The 19,704-nt window shown below is 64.7% G+C and carries 19 protein-coding genes and 1 tRNA gene; 8 read left to right on the top strand and 12 right to left on the bottom strand.

Going from position 1 to position 19,704, the window contains the following annotated elements; all coding sequences use genetic code 11:
* Position 1: 1 nt before the first annotated feature.
* Positions 2 to 1,663 (top strand): GT4 family glycosyltransferase PelF, encoded by a 1,662-nt coding sequence (pelF, locus tag ACV229_RS33125; protein ID WP_448087310.1) that lies wholly within the window; start codon positions 2 to 4, stop codon positions 1,661 to 1,663.
* A 93-nt stretch (positions 1,664 to 1,756) separates the two neighbouring features.
* Complete coding sequence (pelG, locus tag ACV229_RS33120) at positions 1,757 to 3,127, top strand: exopolysaccharide Pel transporter PelG (protein WP_448087309.1); 1,371 nt, start codon at positions 1,757 to 1,759, stop codon at positions 3,125 to 3,127.
* A gap of 47 nt (positions 3,128 to 3,174) precedes the next feature.
* Here pelG and ACV229_RS33115 read toward each other — a convergent pair whose 3' ends face one another.
* The 9 genes from ACV229_RS33115 to ACV229_RS33075 form a co-directional block, all read right to left on the bottom strand.
* On the bottom strand, positions 3,175 to 3,795 hold the full coding sequence (locus ACV229_RS33115) for an HAD family hydrolase (protein ID WP_448087308.1): 621 nt from the start codon (positions 3,793 to 3,795) through the stop codon (positions 3,175 to 3,177).
* A 132-nt stretch (positions 3,796 to 3,927) separates the two neighbouring features.
* Positions 3,928 to 4,785 carry a hypothetical protein gene (locus ACV229_RS33110; protein ID WP_448087307.1) on the bottom strand — a complete coding sequence of 286 codons (858 nt, stop codon included), beginning with the start codon at positions 4,783 to 4,785 and terminating at the stop codon, positions 3,928 to 3,930.
* A 60-nt stretch (positions 4,786 to 4,845) separates the two neighbouring features.
* Positions 4,846 to 5,502: a TerD family protein gene (locus tag ACV229_RS33105; RefSeq protein WP_448087306.1), complete on the bottom strand. Its 657-nt coding sequence runs from the start codon at positions 5,500 to 5,502 to the stop codon at positions 4,846 to 4,848.
* A 123-nt stretch (positions 5,503 to 5,625) separates the two neighbouring features.
* Positions 5,626 to 6,642 (bottom strand): DUF475 domain-containing protein, encoded by a 1,017-nt coding sequence (locus ACV229_RS33100; RefSeq protein WP_448087305.1) that lies wholly within the window; start codon positions 6,640 to 6,642, stop codon positions 5,626 to 5,628.
* A 45-nt stretch (positions 6,643 to 6,687) separates the two neighbouring features.
* Positions 6,688 to 7,437, bottom strand: a complete 750-nt coding sequence (locus tag ACV229_RS33095) for a VWA domain-containing protein (protein ID WP_448087304.1) — start codon at positions 7,435 to 7,437, stop codon at positions 6,688 to 6,690.
* 10 nt (positions 7,438 to 7,447) lie between these two features.
* Positions 7,448 to 8,530 carry a toxic anion resistance protein gene (locus ACV229_RS33090; RefSeq protein ID WP_448087303.1) on the bottom strand — a complete coding sequence of 361 codons (1,083 nt, stop codon included), beginning with the start codon at positions 8,528 to 8,530 and terminating at the stop codon, positions 7,448 to 7,450.
* 431 nt (positions 8,531 to 8,961) lie between these two features.
* Positions 8,962 to 9,396: a hypothetical protein gene (locus ACV229_RS33085; RefSeq protein WP_448087302.1), complete on the bottom strand. Its 435-nt coding sequence runs from the start codon at positions 9,394 to 9,396 to the stop codon at positions 8,962 to 8,964.
* A 138-nt stretch (positions 9,397 to 9,534) separates the two neighbouring features.
* Positions 9,535 to 10,161 (bottom strand): LysE family translocator, encoded by a 627-nt coding sequence (locus ACV229_RS33080; protein ID WP_448087301.1) that lies wholly within the window; start codon positions 10,159 to 10,161, stop codon positions 9,535 to 9,537.
* Positions 10,162 to 10,207: 46 nt separating this feature from the next.
* Entirely contained in the window at positions 10,208 to 10,786 is a 579-nt protein-coding gene (locus tag ACV229_RS33075) for a hypothetical protein (protein ID WP_448087300.1), read from the bottom strand.
* A gap of 223 nt (positions 10,787 to 11,009) precedes the next feature.
* Between ACV229_RS33075 and ACV229_RS33070 the strand changes: the two genes are divergently transcribed.
* The 6 genes from ACV229_RS33070 (at position 11,010) to ACV229_RS33045 (ending at position 16,695) form a co-directional block, all read left to right on the top strand.
* Complete coding sequence (locus ACV229_RS33070; RefSeq protein WP_448087299.1) at positions 11,010 to 11,606, top strand: hypothetical protein; 597 nt, start codon at positions 11,010 to 11,012, stop codon at positions 11,604 to 11,606.
* A 73-nt stretch (positions 11,607 to 11,679) separates the two neighbouring features.
* Entirely contained in the window at positions 11,680 to 12,492 is an 813-nt protein-coding gene (locus ACV229_RS33065) for an alpha/beta fold hydrolase (protein WP_448087298.1), read from the top strand.
* A 1,089-nt stretch (positions 12,493 to 13,581) separates the two neighbouring features.
* On the top strand, positions 13,582 to 13,911 hold the full coding sequence (locus ACV229_RS33060; protein WP_448087297.1) for a hypothetical protein: 330 nt from the start codon (positions 13,582 to 13,584) through the stop codon (positions 13,909 to 13,911).
* 146 nt (positions 13,912 to 14,057) lie between these two features.
* Entirely contained in the window at positions 14,058 to 14,885 is an 828-nt protein-coding gene (locus ACV229_RS33055) for a YncE family protein (protein WP_448087296.1), read from the top strand.
* Positions 14,886 to 15,068: 183 nt separating this feature from the next.
* Positions 15,069 to 15,467 (top strand): hypothetical protein, encoded by a 399-nt coding sequence (locus ACV229_RS33050; RefSeq protein ID WP_448087295.1) that lies wholly within the window; start codon positions 15,069 to 15,071, stop codon positions 15,465 to 15,467.
* 691 nt (positions 15,468 to 16,158) lie between these two features.
* Positions 16,159 to 16,695, top strand: a complete 537-nt coding sequence (locus tag ACV229_RS33045; RefSeq protein ID WP_448087294.1) for a lipocalin-like domain-containing protein — start codon at positions 16,159 to 16,161, stop codon at positions 16,693 to 16,695.
* Positions 16,696 to 17,099: 404 nt separating this feature from the next.
* On the opposite strand, the gene ACV229_RS33040 is transcribed toward ACV229_RS33045, so the two are convergent.
* The 3 genes from ACV229_RS33040 to ACV229_RS33030 all read right to left on the bottom strand — a co-directional run bounded on the left by ACV229_RS33040 (position 17,100) and on the right by ACV229_RS33030 (position 19,611).
* Positions 17,100 to 17,189: transfer RNA gene (locus ACV229_RS33040), tRNA-Ser, on the bottom strand.
* A gap of 59 nt (positions 17,190 to 17,248) precedes the next feature.
* A complete protein-coding gene (locus ACV229_RS33035; protein WP_448087293.1) occupies positions 17,249 to 19,264 on the bottom strand; it encodes a sodium:solute symporter family protein in 2,016 nt (671 codons plus the stop codon).
* Positions 19,258 to 19,611: a DUF4212 domain-containing protein gene (locus tag ACV229_RS33030; RefSeq protein ID WP_448087292.1), complete on the bottom strand. Its 354-nt coding sequence runs from the start codon at positions 19,609 to 19,611 to the stop codon at positions 19,258 to 19,260. Before ACV229_RS33030 ends, ACV229_RS33035 begins: the two co-directional genes overlap by 7 nt.
* Positions 19,612 to 19,704: the final 93 nt, after the last annotated feature.

Here is a 19,704-nt window from a genome sequence, read left to right as displayed (position 1 = left end):
CATGATGCGCGATACTGGTCTTGATACGCGCCCGGCCAAGCATCGGCCGGACACCGTCACCGACGCGCTCGGCAACGTGCTGCCGCGCGCCGCTTTCGCCGACATCGGGCTGCTGCTCGAAGGCACGTATCCGTATGTCAGTGGCGGCGTGTCGTCGTGGGTGCACGACATCATCAACGCGTTTCCCGAATACACGTTCGGCCTGTGCTTTCTCGGCAGCAAGCCGGACGACTATCCGAAGATGGCGTATCAGCTGCCCGCCAATGTCGTCCACCTCGAGAACCATTACCTGTACGACGGCACCCCGCCGCCCGAGCATGCGCGCGAGACGCACATCGACCGCGAAGCATTCGAGCGGGTCGCGCTGCTGCATGAACAGCTGCGGCGGCCCAACGATATGCTGCTCGACAACAAGCTGGTGCGGCGCGTCGTCGACGACCTGACCGACGATCACCGGCTCGACGAGGCGCAATTCCTGTACAGCCAGGAAGCGTGGACATTCCTGACCGACCAGTATCGCGCGCACTGCAGCGATCCGTCGTTCTCCGACTACTTCTGGTCGGTGCGCCTGATGCACCGGCCGCTGTGGCAGCTCGCGCGCATCGCCGAGCAGTTGATCCCGATGCGCCTGTATCACGCGGTGTCGACCGGCTACGCGGGTTTTCTCGGCGCGCTGCTGCGGCACCGGCAGGGACGGCCGCTGCTGATCTCCGAGCACGGGATCTACACGAAGGAACGCAAGATCGAGCTGTTCCAGAGCCAGTGGATCCACGACAACCGCAACCTGATCGAATACGACGCGTCGCACATCGGGTACTTCCACGAGATGTGGGCGCGCTTCTTCGAGTCGATCGGCCGGATGACCTACGCGGCCGCCGACGACATCGTCGCGCTGTATGAAGGCAACCGGCGCCGCCAGATGCTCGACGGTGCGCCCGCGCCGAAGACCCGCACGATCCCGAACGGCGTCGATCTGCGCCGCCTTGCGCCGCTGCGCGCGCAACGGCCCGCGGAGGTGCCGAAGGTGGTGTGCCTGATCGGCCGCGTCGTGCCGATCAAGGACGTGAAGACTTTCATCCGCGCGATGCTGACCGTCGTGCGGGAAATGCCGGACGCCGAGGCCTGGATCGCCGGCCCGGAAAACGAGGATCCGTCGTATGCGGCCGAGTGCCGGGAGCTGATCGAGCGTCTCGGTCTCGCGCGCAAGGTGAAGCTGCTCGGCATGCAACGGATCGACGACCTGCTGCCGAAGATCGGCGTGCTCGTGCTGAGTTCGATCTCGGAGGCGCTGCCGCTTGCCGTGCTCGAGGCGTTCGCCGCCGGCGTGCCGGTCGTCACGACCGATGTCGGCGCCTGCTGCGAACTGATCCACGGCGCGGACGCCGAGGACGCCTCGCTCGGCTCGGCCGGCCGGGTCGTGCCGATCGCGGATCCGGTCGCGCTCGCGCGCGAGGCGCTCGGCCTGCTCGCCGACGGGAACGCGTGGCACGCCGCGCAGCGCGCCGGCATCGCACGCGTCGAACGGTATTACTCGCAGGAACGGATGGTCGGCGCGTATCGTGCGCTCTACTCGATGCTCGCCGGCTCGCCGGACCGGATCCTGCCCGACGCCGGCCACACGCACGTCGGCGCCGGGACTTGCCCGTACGCGTCGCGCGGCTAAGGCCTGTTCCCGCTAATAGCGGGCTTGCGCTGGCCGCCAGAATGAATTTTTTTGGTTGCGGGAACAGGCCCGAGTCTGACCAAGGAGCGAACGATGGCCGCCATCGGAATCAAGCTGCGCAGGCTTGCGCGGCACAACTCGCTGCTCGGCATCATGCGCGCGTACGCGTATGCGGGGCTCGTCGGCGCCGGGCCGTGGATCTGGTCGATCGTCGGCATGCTGCTCGTCGGGCTGCTCGGCGCATCGCCGCTGCTGCCGAACGCGATCGTGTCGGATTTCCAGGTCTCCGCGACCTACCTGATCGCCGCGAGCCTGATCGTCACCGGGCCGATGCAGCTTGCGCTGACCCGCTTCACGAGCGACCGCCTGTTCGACAAGCAGCTCGACGCGATCCTGCCGAACTTTTCCGGCGCGCTGATCGTCATGACGGCAGGCGCGGCCGCGCTCGGCGCACTCGTGACGGGGTTCGCGTTCGACGCGCAGAGCAGCCTGTATCGCGCGCTGATGATCACCGGGTTCGTGCTGTTGTGCGACATCTGGATCGCGAGCGTCTTCCTCGCGGGGCTCAAGCAGTACAGCGGGATCCTGCGCGCGTTCTTCGTCGGCTACGGGGTGACGACGCTCGCGGCGGTCGGACTCAAGCGCTTCGGCCTCGAGGGGCTGCTCTACGGCTTCGTGGTCGGCCAGACGCTGCTGCTGCTGATGCTGCTGAGCCGCATCTACGGCGGCTTCAGCGCGACGCGCGTGATCTCGTTCGACCTGTTCCGGCGCGCGAACCGCTATCCGGCGCTGATGGCGATCGGGCTGCTGTACAACGTCGGCATCTGGATCGACAAGCTGTTGTTCTGGTATTCGCCGAGTTCCGGGCAGGCGGTGCTCGGGCCGCTGCATGCGTCGGTCATCTACGACATCCCGATTTTCCTCGCATACCTGGCGATCACGCCGGGGATGGCGGTATTCCTGCTGCGTGTCGAGACCGAGTTCGCGCGGCACTACCGTGCATTCAACACCGCGATCCGCGAAGGCGGCTCGCTGCAGCAGATCGAGCACGCGCACGACGCGATGGCGCAGGCGCTGCGAAGCGCGCTGTTCGACATCGTGAAGGTGCAGACGCTGACCGTGCTCGTCGTGCTCGCGACGGGTCCGCTGCTGCTCGATGCAATCGGCATCTCGCGGCTCTACATGCCGCTGCTGTCGGTGCAGGTGATCGCGACGAGCCTGCAGATGGTGTTCCTCGCGATCATGAACAGCTTCATCTATCTCGACCGGCGGCGGCCGGCCCTCTTGCTGATTGCGGCGTTCTGCGCGCTCAACGGCGGCCTGACGGCGCTGACGCTGATTGCGGGGCCGGTGTTCTACGGCTACGGGTTCGCGATCGCGCTGCTCGTCGTCGTGCTCGCGGGGATGGCGTGGCTCGACCGGAAGCTCGACACGCTCGAATACGAGATCTTCATGCTGCAGTGAGCGGCGCGGGCGGGCATGCACCGCCCGCCCGCGTCAGATGGCCGGCGTCAGCCGTCGATCGGCGGCAGTGCGCCCTGCCCGCGAATCCACGCGCGGTTCGCGAGTTCCGCCATTTCCTGGTCGCCGCGGCTGTCGCCATACGCGTACAACGTCGTCGGCGGCCGATCGCCCCACCATGCGCGCAGCCGCACGACTTTCTGCGGCCCCCAGCAGTTGTCGCCGTCGAGCCGGCCCGCGAACGCGCCGCGCTCGAACGCGAGCCGCGTCGCGAGCACCGCATCGAAGCCGGCCGTCTTCGCCCACTTGTCGAGGTACAGCGACGGCGACGCGCTCACCAGCACCACTTCGTGACCGCGCGCACGATGCTCGCGAATCCGCTCGAGCATCTCGGGACGCACGAGGCGTGGCAGGTAGCCGTCGACGAAACGGCGCGCGACGTCGTCGAGCGCGTCCGCGCGCATCGGCCCGAGTGCGAACCACGCGAATTTCGCCTTCGCGTCGCCGCGCGACAGCCGCCCCGCCTTCATCGCGACGATCCACGGCAGCGCGCACAACCCTGCCCATGCGAAGCGCGGCGTGCCGATCGCATACCGGACAAAATGGCGAAAGCTGTCTGACGTGGTGATGGTGCCGTCGAAATCGAAGGCGGCGACGATGCGGTCGGTCATGGTGAATCGATCGTAAAACGCGGGAATGCCCGGGAAGATAGCAGACTCGCGCCAGTGCGCACGAAACGGGCCGCTTCGGCAAGCGGCGCAAGCATGCCGGCGCCCGCTCGCCCGTTCGTTCGGGTGGCCGGTTCAGCCCCTCGGCCGCGCCGCGACCGCGGCGGGCAGCACGACGTTCATCAGGTGGTCGGCGCGCGACAGCAGGTCGGTCACGCGCTCGTCGAGCCCGCGCAGCTGCGCCGGCTGCATGCGGATCTGCTGCACCGCCTGCCCGACGATCTGGCGGCGGTCGAACAGCGTGCGCTCGAGCCCCGTGTCGTCGGGCACGCGCACGACGTCGGCGACCGCGCTCAGCGCCGCGAGCGCGATCACGAGGCGCTCCTCCGCGTGACGGACCTTCGCCGCGAGCGCTTCGGTGCGACGCGGGAAGAAACCGAGCGACTGCTTGAGCGCGCCGAGCGCGGCGCGGTAGTCGACATGGCCCGGCGACGGCCCGAACCAGCGTTCGAGCACGCCGGCCTTGCGCGTGAGCTGCGCGAGCATGCCCGCCATCAGGTCCGCCGCGCCGAGTTCGTTGAACTCGCGCGTCGTCGCCGCGACCGCTTCGACGAGATTGCCGGCGGTTTCGAGCGCGCCGTCGCCGATCGTCGCCACCGTCGCCAGCTTGAGCGGCACGAGCTGCCGGATATGCCGCTCGATGCGCGGCGCGTAATCGGGATACAGGCTCGGAAAGCCGGCCTGCGCCGCGCGGAAGCACTGCTCGAGCAGCGGATGGTTCGATTCGCCGAACAGCGCCCGGCCGGGCGCGTCGGCGGGCGCCGCGCGCGCACCCTTCACGGGCGCGGGACCGAGATCGAGCGCTTTCGGCGCCGGCCGCTCGGCCGGTTGCGCTGCGCCGGCCGGCGGCGCATCGAACGCAAGACGGCCCGGCGTGCGCGCGGGTGCGTCGTCGAAGTCGAGCGCCTTCGGCTCGTCAGGCGGGCGGTTCATCGGTGCATCCTGTCCGGTGCGCCGGGGGCACTGGCTACGCGCGCGCCGGGCCGCCGCCAGTCAGACGGCGCCGCCATAGGCCCGGACGAAATCGCCGAGGCCGCGGTTGTAGCCCGCGCCGACCGCCTTGAACATGAAGTGGCCGTCGCGGCGGTAGAAGCTGCCGACCTGCACCGACGTCTCCATCGAGAAATCCTCTTCGAGCGCGTACTTCGCGATCACCGCGCCCGACACCTCGTCGGCGATCTGGATGTAGCTGTGGCGGACCTGCCCGAAATTCTGGCGGCGCGCGTCCGCCTGGTCGATCGTGACGACCACCGAGATCTCCTCGATGTCGTTCGCGAGCTTCGTGACGTCGATGAAGATCACCTCGTCGTCGCCGTCGCCGCTGCCCGTGCGGTTGTCGCCGCTATGGACGACGCCGAGGCATTTCGACGCCGGCATCCCGCGCTTCGGGAAATCGTCGCCGGGCTGGATGAAGGTGTCCTTGCGGTCCATCGTCCGCACTTCGCTGTTGTAGAACACGAAGTGCTGGTCCGAGATCAGCTTCGGGTCGCTCTGCGCGTCGTATTTGCACAGGAACACCGACACGTCGAGATCGAAATCCGCGCCCGTGTCCGTCGCGTTCGCATCCCAACCGAGACCGATACGGAATTTCTGCGTGCCGGGCGCCTCTTTCGACAGGTTGACGCGACCGCCCTTCGACAAATTGATCATCTGAACCTCGCTTGCTGGAGGCCACCGGTCCACCGGCGGCAAAGCGGGCCGCCGGCGGCGGCCCGTGGTAATGAAACCGGCACGGCGGCGTAGTTCGCCTGCTGCTTGCGTGCCGCTTGCCAGTTACTTGCCTGCCACTGCGGTGCGTTCTTCCCTGCGCTGCACGATGATCGACGACCAGACGGCCGCACCGATCGTCGCCGCACCGATCAGGCCCGTCACCACCTCGGGCACCTCGAGCTTCACGCCGACGAACATGATCGCCGCGAGCGCACCGATCGCCCAGAACGCGCCGTGCTCGAGATAGCGGTACTGCGCGAGCGTGCCCTTCTTCAGCAACACGAGCGTCATCTCCCGGATGTAGGCCGCGCCGACGCCCAAGCCGAGCGCGATCAGGAAAATGTTGTTCGACAGCGCGAACGCGCCGATCACGCCGTCGAAGCTGAACGACGAATCGAGCACCTCGAGATACATGAAGCCCGCGACGCCTTCGCGCACGACGCGCGAGCCCGTGTCGTCGCCGCCGATCAGGTCGCCGATCCCGTGCGCGATCACGAAGCTGATCACGCCGAACGAGCCCGCGAGCAGGAAGCTGACCTGCTCGGCCGACGGCACATACAGCGACGCGATGATGATGATCGCGAGCGTCAGCGCAACCTCGAGCGCCGTGATCCGGCCGAGATGGCGCATCGGGCCTTCGAGGAAACCGATCCAGTGCTCGTCCTTCTCGGTGTCGAGCATGAACTTGAAGAACACCATCAGCAGGAACGCGCCGCCGAATGCGGACACCTGGTGATGCGCGGAGGTCAGGATCGCCGCGTACTTGTCCGGCGACTCGATCGCGAGCGTCAGTGCATCCCACATTCCGATGTGGCCGATCACCGCGACGATCAGCAGCGGGAACACGAGCCGCATGCCGAACACCGCGACCGGCAGGCCGAACACCATGAAGCGGTTGCGCCACTTCTCCGACCAGTTCTTGAGCACGGACGCGTTGACGACCGCGTTGTCGAGCGACAGCGAAATCTCGAGCACGCACAGGACGGCGACGATCAGCATGTCCTTCACGCCGCCGAGCAGATACGCGGCGATCAGCGCCAGCACCGTGAGCGATAACGGAATCTTGAAGTCTTTCAACATGATGGGGTGACTCTGGGTTCGAATGGATGCCATGCGGGTGCGCGCTTATTTCGCGCGCACCCAGTCGCAGAATTCCTGCGTGATCAGCCGGTCGTAGATCTGCTCGTCGCTCACGTCGAGCGATTCGAGATGCAGGAAGCCGACGTTCGGCATCTCGTCGGCGACTTCCGACAGGAAATCGAATTCGCTCGGATCGCCGACGCCGACGAGCGACCAGTACAGCGGGTAGTGCTGCGATTCGGTCAGCAGCTGGCGCACGCGCTTGCGGTCGTTCTTCGGGTTCTGGCCGTCGGTGACGAACAGCACCCAGGCCGGCAGGTGGCCGTTGGCCGAGACGGGCGCAGGCGCCGGTGCGGGCGAATCGTCCGCGCCGCCGAACAGCCGGCTCAGGAAGCCGCGCTTCGCTTCGCGCCTGGGCTGCGGCTCCGGCGCCCGGAAGAAGAAGTCGACGATGTCGTTCATCACCGGTGCGTACTGCGTGCCGCCCCACCTGGTGATGTCGCCGTTCAGCACGTAGTCGGTGATGTACGCGCCGTAGTTCTCGGGTGTCGCGGTCGGCAGGCGGTCGAAGCCTTCGGTGAAGGTCCACGTGTCCACTTCGCCGTTGTCGTCGAACTTCAGTGCGATGCCGAGAATCCGGTCGTGCGTGTCCTGGATCACGCCCGACTCGTAGAGTGGCTTCGCGGAGCCGGAGATGTCGAGCGCCGCGCCGACGCGCACGACGGGCGGCTTCAGGATCTGGCGTTTTTCGAGGACGATCGCGACCTTCGCCGCGCGTTTCTCAAGCGTAATCATGCGGAGTACCTCAGTTGTGCTTCGGAGCGAAACGGGTGATCAGGTCCTGTTCGAGCTGGCGCAGCTGCGGCGCGTCCTGCTCGCGCTGGCGCTTGCCTTCCGCGATGATCTGCGAGACGTCGTCGAACGCGCCGAACAGCTGCTGCTGCGCGTATTCGAACGTGTCCGTCGAGATCACCGGGCGCTGGCCGAGCTTCGCGACTTCCTGCGCGTTCGCGCGGTTGAGGTCCGCTTGCGCACGGATCGCCTCGTCGGCCGCGTCGTACGTCGCGTTCGCGAGCGCCGCCGCGCGCCGGGTGCTGAGCTGCTCGAGGTAGAGCGCGAACGCGTTGGTCCACGCGGGGATCAGCACGGTCTTGATCGTCGTGAACTTCGACGTCAGCGTGCGCTTCTGGTCCTGCTCCATCCGGATCTGCGGCGCGAGCTGCTTCGACATCAGCATCGCGCGGTCGAGATCGTCGAGCTTGCTCTCGAGCGCGTCGACCTTGCGCTTTACGTCGAGCAGCCGCTGCGCGCCGAACGCGTCGTCGGCCTGCTGCCGGCCGTCCGCGAGACTCGCGCGCAGCGCCGCGAGCGCGGCTTCGCCGCGTGCCTTCGCCTGCGCGAGCGCCTGATGCAGCGCGTAGTTGTCGGTGTACATCCGCTCGAGCTCGTCGATGCCGGCCTTCTGCCGCTGCGCATGGCTCTCGAGTTCGACGACGAGCGTGTCCATCCGCTTGCTGACCGTCTCGTATTGCGCGAGCAGCTTCTCCTTCGTCGAGCGGAACAGGCGCGTGACCTGCGTGAGGAAGCCGCCTTTGTCCGCGCCGCGCGGGTCGAGCCCCTTCGCGGTCGCAATCAGTTGGTTGAGCTTGTCGCCGAACTGATCGGCATCCGACGCGCGGACGCTCGCGAGAATCTGCTGCGAGAACGCGGCGATCCGGCTGCCCTGCGCCGCGCCGAGCTGGTCGATCTCGTCGACCGTGATCAGGCGCGCGGTGTCGGCCGCTGCCGGGATGACGGCTGCGGGCGACGCGACGACGGGAGACGTAGACGGAGTGGAGGGACGACTGCTGACCGCATCGGATTGCTTGTCATCGAATAGCGGCTTCATGTGGCTACCACGTTTCCTTTTCTGCTTCTGCTATGTGTTGTCGTGCGCAAATGGCGGACATTCGCGTTTTTTCCGGCCGTGCTCTCTCACGGTGGCGGCAGACGGACAATAAATGCGCCGGGCGGGTGGCGTCAAGGGAATGCCTTCACATTGCCTTCATTTCCAAACGGAAATGTCAACAATGGTAAGGGAGCGGAAAATTCCTCCGATGTCGTGAATGGCTGGCGGTCTTGCGGTGCGGGCGTGACGGTGTGAAGCGGCTTGTATTGACGAAAGCAATGTGAAAGCAATTGAACGGTACACGCCGCCTGTATATTACGAATCTCCTAACGCAGTCGGGGAATTGACTGCTTTCTCGATCGGCGCGACATGATTTTTGGAACCGGCGGATCAGCACGCTTCTGAAATCACGAAGGAGAAGTTGCATGCCGCTACGGCCGCCGTGCTCCGTGGCGTGGCGCGACGTAGGACATGTGCAACGTCGGCAGGACGAAGGGCAATGACCAGTCGCGTATCGTGAAGTCCCAACGCCCTTCGGTATCGACAAACGTCGCCGTGAAATTCCGCTCGTCCGTCCACGTCACGTCGTCGAGCCAGTACGATGCGTACGCCCCGCCGACCGTTCGCTTCGACAGCACCTTGTCCAGTTTCTTCGATACGAGCGAGAAGGTCACGGCCTCTTCGAACGGGCAATCGTAGTCGGTCACGAGCAGATAGCCTGCACGCGTTTCGTACTGACGCAACAACGTGTATCCCGACACGGCGAGACCGGACGGATTGCCGTCCACGATGACGCGGGAACGCGCGGGCCACGACTCATAGGGCCCCGCGTGCGTCTCGAGCGAAAACCGGTCGATCGGATTCATTGTTCGGCCCGTCAGTCCATGCGGCCACGTGATGCGAAACCGGCATGTTCCGTCACGCCAACGCTTTCCGCGACTGTCGAGCGCTGAAGGCTGTGCATGCGAATCTGCCGTCAGCAACTGAAGCGCGTCGAGGCCGACTCAAGCAGTGCCTTTCCGATAGAGCGCGATATACCCCGACAGCATCAGCAACAGCGCGCCGCTGACCCGGTTCAGCCACCTCTCCCCGGCCGCTTTCCAGACGCTCACCGAATGCACGCCGAGCGACGCATAGCCGACCATCACGACAATGTCGATCACGACGATCGTCGCCGCGAGGATCGCGTATTGCGGCGCGACGGGAAGCGACTGATCGACGAACTGCGGCAGCAGCGCGGTCATCAGCAGGTAGTACTTCGGATTGCTCATCGCGACGAAGAAGCTCTTCAGAAACGCAGCCGCCCGCGTGGGCGTCGCGCGCTCGAATTCCGACATTCCCGATTGTCCGCCGGACCTCAGCATCCGGATGCCCACGTAGGCAAGCCACGCAGCCCCCACGTACTTCAGCGTGACGAAGGCGGTTTCCGATGCGCTGAGGATCACCCCGAGTCCGAACCCGACCATCGCGACGAGCAGGACGTCAGCGACGGCCGCGCCCGCCATGCCGAACGCTGCGTGACGAAGGCCATACCGGGAGCCGTTGCTCAGCGCGAGCAATACCGTCGGGCCGGGCGTCGCGGCGCCAACGCCGATGATCAGTGCAAATGCAATGAGGGCAGCGAGAGTCATGGCGCGGCATTCCTTCTGTCGTCTGTGGGTTGATTTTCGGCGGATCTCAGGGTGCCGCGCCCAACTGCGCGCACGCGCCCGCGGCCAGCTCAGGGCCCTGAACCGCAAGGATTTGCCACACCCCCATGCTCACACGCGCGCGCGCCGGCGCCGACGAATCCGCCAGCAGCGCCTCGACGCGCGGCGCCGCGTCCGGAGCCTGTGCTGCCACCGCCGCGTGATGCCGTTTGCGGGCTGCGGGCTCCGGCTCGTAGACATCGCACAAGCGAACCATGCCGGCAACACCGGCAATGTCGTCGTCCCTGAAGTCGGCGTTCGTCGGCGTCGATGCCGGCGGCGTCCGTTCGCCGGCCGGCAGCTTGTCGCGCGCCGCCGCCTCGATGGCCGATGCGGCCTTCGGCGCCAGCCCGGACATCGCCGCAACCACGCGGCTGCCTGCCGCGATCATGTCGCCCTGGCATGCCGCGCGCGCGGACGGCGCGACGTTCGAGCAAAACGACACGGATGTCTGCAGCACGTTGTCGCTCAGGCGGGACACGTCGTCTGTTGCCGCGTATGCGCTGCCGGCCAGCAGCGCGATCAGGGCAACGGGCGTCAGCGTATGGTTGAACGATTTATTTTTCATGATTGTTCCAGAATATGTTTCAGCGATTTCTGTTGCCGAAATCTGCCGGCCGCACATATTCCCATATTACCCGCCGGCTTCACGGCAATTCATGCTTGTCCGCCTCGAATATCTGCCGCCTGGCCCGTCTGCTTTCAATGCGCACACCGCGTGCAGCCGTAATCGACTGATTTAAAGCGTGGCGGTGCTATGCTTTCCCGGTCCGCACGACGGGGATCGGCCAATGGATTTCGACAGCAGAATCAAGAAGGAAATGTCCGAAGGAATCGTCAAGGCCATCCTTGAAGATGCTCAATACCGCGTCATCGACTCGGGCATCGAGAAGGTCGTGCGCGAGCTTGCCCATATGGATCCGGCGGATTATGCGAAGCTGGATTATCCGGAAGCGATGCGGCGCATGCCGGATTTCACGGTGATGACTCCGGACCAGACGGAAAAATTTCTCGTCGAGGTCAAGTATCGGGCGCAGTGGAACCGGTCGCTCTTCGAAGAGATCGTTGACCAGGTCAAGATCTTCGGCGAACTGGTCCTGGTGTCGATCAATGCGCATCCGCCGAATGAGAAGGACTACCACTACCCGTCCACCTACATCCGCTGCTGCCGGGTCAGGTATCAGGACGGCCAGATGCACGTCGAGCTGCGCTCGAAGATGAAGGGCACGCACTACTGGCTGCAGTTCGACAAGGTCTGGGATGACGTGAATCTGTGGTGGGCGATGTCCGACTTGCGGCAGGTTTTCACGCGCCTCGGCGACGACAAGCTCGACTCCAGCAACTCGCTGAAGAGTGCGATCAAGGCGCTGGAGGGCATCCTCAACTGACCGGACGCCCGTGACGAGCGCGCGCTCGCGCGCGGACATGCCGCGCATGCCGTTGCGCATGGAGGGAGGGACGATGAGTGCGGAGTTTGAAGACGACGATCTCGGCCGGTTCGCTGCACATGGGGCCGCGCCCCTGCCGAAGGCCGATCTCGAAGGATGGCTGGACCACGACGGCGCCCGCATCTGGCATGCCGCTTACGGCGACGGTCCGCCGGTGGTCATGCTGCACGGCGGCCTCGGCCATGCCGGCAATTGGGGCTATCAGGTGCCGGCCGTCGTTTCAGCCGGCTATCGCGCGATCGTGATCGACAGCCGCGGCCACGGCCGCAGCACGCGCGACGACCGGCCCTATTCCTACGAGCGGATGGCATCGGACGTGCTCGCGGTGATGGATACGCTCGGCGTCGACCGCGCCCGCTTCGTCGGCTGGAGCGACGGCGCCTGCATCGCGCTCGTGCTGGCTGCCCGAGCCCCGGCCCGTGCGGCGGGCGTATTTTTCTTCGCATGCAACATGGATCCGAGCGGCACGAAGGTGATAGAGCCGAGCGCGGTGATCGACCGCTGCTTCGCGCGACACCGTGAGGATTACGCGCGGCTCTCGGCCACGCCGGACGGCTTCGAGCCGTTCGTGGCGGCCGTCAGCGAGATGATGCGGACGCAGCCCGATTACGCCGCGCGCGATCTCGGTGCGATCGAGGTGCCCGTCGCGATCGTGCTGGGCGAACATGACGAGTTCATTCGCCCGGAGCATGCGGCGTATCTCGCCCGTTCCATTCCGGGCGCAACGTTGACGATCCTGCCGGGCGTGAGCCATTTCGCGCCGCTGCAGCGCCCTGCCCGATTCAATGCGGCGATGCTGGCGTTTCTCGGCGGAGTGCGGGACTAGTGACGAACCGATTATCCGTACCTTCCCTAGCCCCAGTACGTAGCGCGCCTCAATGCCCTCTTGTGGCGTAAAAGCGGCGGACAAGGCCGCCACGACAAACTGTCGCCACAAATTCGAAACGCGAGTCGCCCGAGCCCCGGTGCATGGCCGAGAGTGTCTGGTTTCGAGCGACGCCCCCCGCACTGAATCCGAGGCTGCTCCCTCCAGAAAATCCAGAGGTAATTCCGTCATAGTGCCGTGCTCGAACTGGCAAGCGAGTGCCTTGGTGATGGCTCCCCGAACCCTATCTGCCAGGCAAGCAAATGCATGTGCCGCAAGCTGCAAAAGTATCTTGAGCATCAGCCGGCGCGCATGAGGTGAATCTTGGGCAACCTCCTGGCTTCAGCGGACTTCCCGCGTAACCTGGCTTTCCACGTAAGTCGCAGGTCCCGTCCTGGGGGACTTTACTACCGGTGCGCAATCCGTCTTCTGATGCGCCAATAGACCCGTATCGAGAATGAATCGTTTTGTTACGGCATATTACCGCGCGTTACCTCGCGACGTCGCGAGGCTGAGGCCGGCCCCCGGGCTTACACCGCCCACCAACCCCGCGACCACGCGGGGTTTTCGCTTTCAACAGGCAGGTCACCTCGGTGATTGTGCGTCGCTCAAGTGCGGAACCGCTGGTCCGCGTAACGGTTCGGAGTGCGCCATGCGCCGCTACGCGTATCAGGCATGTAACGTTTTGGCTTGCTTTGGTGCGGCGCACCCGGGGTAACGCGAGCGGGCGCGAGACCCCAGAAGCGGCCCCGCATCTCGGCACGGTCTTCGCATGCTTGACGATGCTGTCCAGGCACCGGGGACTGCGATGGTCCTCTGCGTGCACGCTCGCTATTCCGACAGCCACGAGCCCTACACCTGTTCGCGCGTCGTCCCAACTTCGGGTGCGTGAACCGACGGACTGCCCAGACAAAAATACTTCCACCAACAGTCCGTCATTTCGCTGGTTTTCAGTCATCTGGGGTGAACTCTATGCCGTCTGCCTACGAGGCACGGCGGTTCGGTTTTGCTTGACGTCGAGGGTCTCGAATTCCTTGAAGGAGCGTTGTTGTGAACAAGAAGAATCGTTCTCTATTGGCGTCACTCGCGCTGTTCGTCACTGCCACGCTGCCGCTTTCCGCGCGCGCCGACTTCGACGCTGCTCTGTTCGGCATGGCCGGCATGGTCGCCGGGGAGACCGTGCGCGTGTGCGTCACGAATATCGCCGCACCCACGACGACTCCGCCCAACCCGTCGCGGCCAAGGTGTTCGCTTCCCTTTGTGGCGCGTCAGGACATCTCGGTTCGGCTGGGAAGCATGGCCTTTGGTCGCAAAGAAGCGTCTGGCTCGGCCAATTCATTTCCTCAATTGGCGAGCGACGGGTCCAAAACGCAGGTATGACACCACGCTGACGACGCGGGCATCCACGCTGTCGAATGGTCGCTGCACGCCTTAAACACTATGCAGGACCTACAAGTCCTCGACCAGTAATTCATTGAGCCGCAAGTCGGGCGTGGCAACCCGGGGGATTATTCTTGGAGGTGAATATGAACCGCAAGTCTCGGCGACTCACGGTCGCCCGGCCAAAGGTCGACAACCCCTTATGCTCAGCTATCCGCGAGGTGTTGGCCCAGCACATGTTCAGGACCATGCTTCACATCATCCTGGTGCTGCTCGCGCTTGGCTCCACCGCCCACGAGGCGGTTGCGGCATCACAAGCTTTTGTCGTCAACACCCGTTCAAACACGATAACCGTCATCGACAGGATAACCAATTTGGTCGAGGCCACCGTTACGGTCGGGTCTCTTCCGGTTAGCGTCGCGGTCACCCCGAATGAGGGGTGGGCCTATGTCGCCAACAGTGGCTCGAACAGCGTGTCCGTCATCAATGTGATACCCCGTGGTGTGTCAAGCTTCACCGTGGTTGCCACGATTCGGGTGGGCTTGACCCCGGTGAGCATAGCCATCACGCCGGACGGGACACACGCGTACGTTGCGAACGCGCGCTCGAACTCCGTGTCCGTTATCGACACGGCCACCCAAACCGTGGTCGTCACCGTGCCGGTGGGTCCCTTTCCGAACAAGCTCTCCATTACGCCGGACGGTGCGTCCGTGTGGGTGACGAATGCGGGCGACCACTCGGTATCCATCATCGATACCAGTTCCAATACCGTCACGGCCACACCGGCCGTCGGGATGACACCGTTCGATATAGTCACTCCGCCCGCGATGTGCTCGTTCGACCTCGTGAAGGACGACTTGGAGACTGACGTTGACTGCGGCGGGCCGGTCTGCCCGAAGTGCGCTCAATTCAAATCGTGCAACGTGAATGCTGACTGCCAGAGCAATCAGTGCGTTAGCGGTAGGTGCCAGTGATGGCAAATTCGGTGATTGGGCGGCATCGCGCAGGGCCACCCGCTGTTTGCAACAAGCATTGCGTCTGAGGAGGTCACCATGAAGCTCCCACCTAGGTTGCTGGACAAGCGCATCCTTCGCCCTGCTCCTGTCGGACCGGTTGTGAACTCGAGGTCCGAGGAACACAGCGCGAGGCGCCGGTCTGTGCTGACCCTCGCCTTGACGAGCGCAGCTGCATCCCCTGCGCTGTTGCTACCGACTTTAGCGCGTGCAGAGCGCTACCGCGTCGACGAGGGGAAGGAACTTGCGCCCGGTGTCAGGCGAGTCGAGCTGTCGAAGCGGCCATCGGAAATCCCTGCCTACAAGTCGCTGTCGATGGTGGACGTCGTGTTCCAGCCCAAATCGAAATACGCGAACCCGGCTATGCCGAATGACATGGTGTGCCAGTGCCTGGAAGGCGAGTTGCTAATTGACCAAGGGATGGGGAAGTGGGTCGCAAAGACTGGGGACGTCTGGTCTTGCAAGAAGGGCATGCCGGAAACGACCGAGAACCGGAGTGACACCACCGTCGGCATCATGCGTGTCATTAACTTGGCAACGTGAGCTGAAGCTCACGGGACGATGCTGCGGTGCGGATGCCCCGGCGGCCCGGCCTGACCGCGGGGGCAACCACGCGGTTGAAACCTTAAACGAAATGTTCGCGTTCGATTCCCTTGAACGCAAGCAACCATTACCTATCGACAGGTATTGAAAAGGTGGCAGTAGCGTTCGGTCATGCGGCGAATGGGACTGCACGGGAATTCACCATGGGCGCGTGGCCAATCACGGCGGCTCTTTAAAGAACGGAGGGAATTGTGGCAAACGAACAGGATATCAAGGTAACAGCCGAGGATTTCCAAGGGCTTGGGCAAAAGCTTGAGGCGCTCTACTCAACGCTGTCCGAAGGCGAGGCTCGTGTATTTGAGTTCCTCATCGAAGGCGCAGCGTCTGGCGCGGGACAAATCCCCCCACCGGCCTGGATTACGCCGCACTTCAAGTACAGGCCGCGAGGGGGCGCTCATCTGATTGCTGGCGGCGGCGATGGGCTCACTGTCTTGCTCACCGGGCGCGGAAGACTCATTGTCGTTAAGCCAGGAGACCCGCTTCCAGAAGGGCGCCACACCGATGTACTGGGCGCAATTCCGATTAGAGGGTGACCTGAGCGGTCGCGCGGAAGCAAGGCCCAGCCCGTGGTCGGCTGCTCGGCACCTGGTCGTGGTGGCCGATATCATTTTCTCGACCAAGGAGGTGTGCGGTGAGGATTCCAATTGGCAAGACAGCCCGCACATGGCTGACCGTTTCGCTTATCGGCGGTTTGATGCCGCTCGAAACTTCGACAGGTTGGGCGCAGCAAAAAGGGCCGTCGCTGAAACAGCAACTCGTGGGAACCTGGACATTCGCCTCCGCGAACGAGACCCGAAAAGATGGGACCAAGGTAGACCGCTGGGGTGCCAACCCCAAGGGCAGTCTGATGTTCGATGCCAACGGCCGTTATATGTTCATCATTACGCGGTCGGACATTCCCAAGTTCGCGACCAATTCCGCTACCGAGGGCACTGCGGAAGAAGACAAAGCGGTGGTAAAAGGGATGCTTGTCTATTTCGGCACGTATTCCGTGAACGAAGCCGACAAAACGCTAATTACGCACATCGAGGGATGTTCTTTCCCGAATCTGGTCGGGACCGACCAGAAGCGAATTATCACCTCGCTCACGGCGGACGAACTCAAATATCACAACCCCGTTTCGTCGATTGCCGGAGACGCGCAAGTCGTTTGGAAAAGAGCCAAGTAGGGCTTGCGCAATCGAGGTTAGCGTGCCGCCCCGATTTTGGCGTCAATACGGCCCACCGGGTAGTGCCGGGGCGGGCCGTCTAGGGACGGCACAAGAGCGGATGCCGTAGCGGGAGGCGGCGCAAAGCTTGAGCACTCCTTACTTCGAGAAACGCTAACAGGCGCGCGCCCAGGCGCGCCGTGGCTGGTTCCTTCTCCGGGGATAAGTGAGCGAGAATTATCCGACGTCCTCTCCCGAGCCGAACTGACCGTGCTCAGAGGCTAGGTCTTACTCATGAAGGCTCGCGCGATGGGCCAAATCGATATCAGACAGGACAGGCCGGCACCCAATGATGGGCTGCGCGATGGGCTGAAAAACAAAAAGCCCCGCAAATCATTGATTTTACGGGGCTTTTCCGCCAATTCTGGCGGAGAGAGGGGGATTCGAACCCCCGATAGGCTTTCACCTATACACGCTTTCCAGGCGTGCGACTTAAACCACTCATCCATCTCTCCGGGAAGAGCGAGAGTATAGCAAACTCTGGCGACCCTGCGCCACTCCCCCGTTCGCAGTGTCACGGATGGCGGATGTAGTCGACGAGCGCGCGCGTGTAATCGTCCGGCCGGCGGTCCAGCAGGCTGACGACGATCGCGACCGCGAACCCGGCCGGCACGCCGAATACGCCTGAGCTGATCGGCTCGATCCCGAACCACGTCGGCCCGGCGAACCCGGTGAGCTGCGAGAAGTACGGATACGTCGACACGATGTAATACACGCACACCGCGAGCCCCGTCACCATCCCCGCGATCGCGCCGCGCGTCGTCGTGCGCTTCCAGAACACGCCGAGCACGAGCACCGGGAAGAAACTCGACGCCGCGAGCGAAAACGCCGCGCCGACGAGGAACAGGATCTTCCCGGTATTGAGCGACGCGACGTACGACGCGAACAGCGCGACGCCGAGCAGCAGCACCTTCGAGATCGTCACCCGCCGCTGGCTCGTCGCGTCGGGCGCGACCATGTGGTAGTACACATCGTGCGACAGCGCATTCGCGATCGTCAGCAGCAGCCCGTCCGCGGTCGACAGCGCCGCCGCGAGCGCGCCGGCCGCGATCAACCCCGATATCACGTACGGCAGCCCGGCGATCTCCGGCGCGGCCAGCACGACCATGTCCGGCTGCATCTGGATCTCGGACCAGTGGATGATGCCGTCGCGGATCTCGTCGACGACGCTGATCAGGTCCGGCTCGAAGTGATGCCACTGCGTGACCCACGCGGGCAGCTCCGCGAACGGCCGCCCGACCAGGTTCGCAAGGATCTCGTACTTGATCATCACCGCGAGCACCGGCACGCTCAGATAGAACAGCGCGATGAAGAACAGCGTCCAGCCGACCGAGCGGCGCGCGGACGCCACCGACGTCGTCGTGTTGTAGCGCGTCAGGATGTGCGGCAGGCTCGCGGTGCCGAGCGACAGGCAAAGCAGCAGCGCGAGGAAATTCCGCTCGCGCGGCCGCCGCTCGTCGTCGCTCGCCGCAGGAAACGGCTCGTGCATCGGCACCGGCGGCTCCGCGCGCGCGAGCAGGTCGTCGCGCATCTGCGACCACACGACACGCGCCGCCGCCGGGTCGCGCGGAAACTCCGCCAGCTCGCGCTCGCGCTGGCTGATCTCGCGCAGCGGTCCGTTGTGGCGCCGCAGGTCGGCGAGCTGGTCACCGAGCCGCGCCCGCTCTTCCCCGAACGACGCCGGCAGCCGGTCGAGCTGCGTCTGGATCCGTGCAGCCTGATGGCGGTACGCGTCGCGCACCTGCTGCTCGTCGTGCGCGTCGCGCACCTGCGCCTCGCGCGCGGCGACACGCTCCATCAGCTTCCCGTAACTGAATTGCGGCACCGGCCCGAGCCCGTTCTTCAGCGCGATCAGCGACACCGGAATCAGGATCGCGCTGATCAGGATGATGTACTGCGCGACCTGCGTCCACGTGACCGCGCGCATCCCGCCGAGGAACGAACAGACGAGGATGCCCGCGAGCCCGCAGAAGATGCCGATCGCAAAGTCGACGCCGATGAAGCGCGTCGCAATCAGCCCGATCCCCTGGATCTGCGCGACCAGGTAGACGAACGAGCACAGGATCGCCGCGCCGGCCGCGAGCGCGCGCACCGCGGTGCTCGAAAAGCGCGTGCCGAGAAAGTCGGGAATCGTGTAGCGCGCGAGCTTGCGCACGTACGGCGCGAGCAGGAACGCGACGAGGCAGAAACCGCCTGTCCAGCCCATCAGGTAGGCCAGCGCGTCGTAGCCGGTCGCGTACAGCGATCCGGCGAGACCGATGAACGACGCGGCCGACAGCCAGTCCGCCGCGGTCGCCATCCCGTTGAACGCGGACGGCACGCGCCGCCCGGCGACGTAGTACTCGACGAGATCGGACGTGCGCGACAGCAGCCCGATCACCGCATACACGGCGATCGGCACGAACAGGAACACATAGCCGATCCACACGCCGGAGCCGGCCGCGCGCTCGATGCGCCACAACAGCAGCACGAACGCGAGGAAGCCGAGCGTGTAGAGCGCGTATGCGCGGATCAGGCGGCGTGTCAGCATGAATCAGCGCCGCCGCGCGATGCGTTCGCGTCGGCCGCATGGTCGTCATACGCGCGGCGCAGGATGCGGTCGGCACGCTGCATGAGTCCGATGTAGACGGCGATCAGCACGAGATAGACAAGGATCGCGCCTTGCGCGCCAACATAGAACGGCAGGCTGAATCCGGCGAAGTGCACGCCTGCGAGCGCGGGTGCGAAGAACGGCACGACGAACGACACCGAAAAGCCGATCGCCATCAGCACGACGATCAGCACGACGTTGAAGCGCCAGTAACGCGCGTGCGCACGCGCAAGCGGCGCGGGCACGGGCGGCGGCGCGGCAGGCGCCGGACGGGACGGAGCGGTCATGCCCTTGTGTAGCAAAAAGCCCCTGCGCGGGCAATCGGGATCGCCGCGCAGGGGCGCATGCCGCGACGCGCGAACTCAGCGCGCTTCGGCGAG

The organism is Burkholderia sp. MR1-5-21 (genome assembly GCF_053427715.1).
Note: the sequence above shows the minus strand (reverse complement) of the source record. Positions and strands in the feature narration are given on the sequence as shown.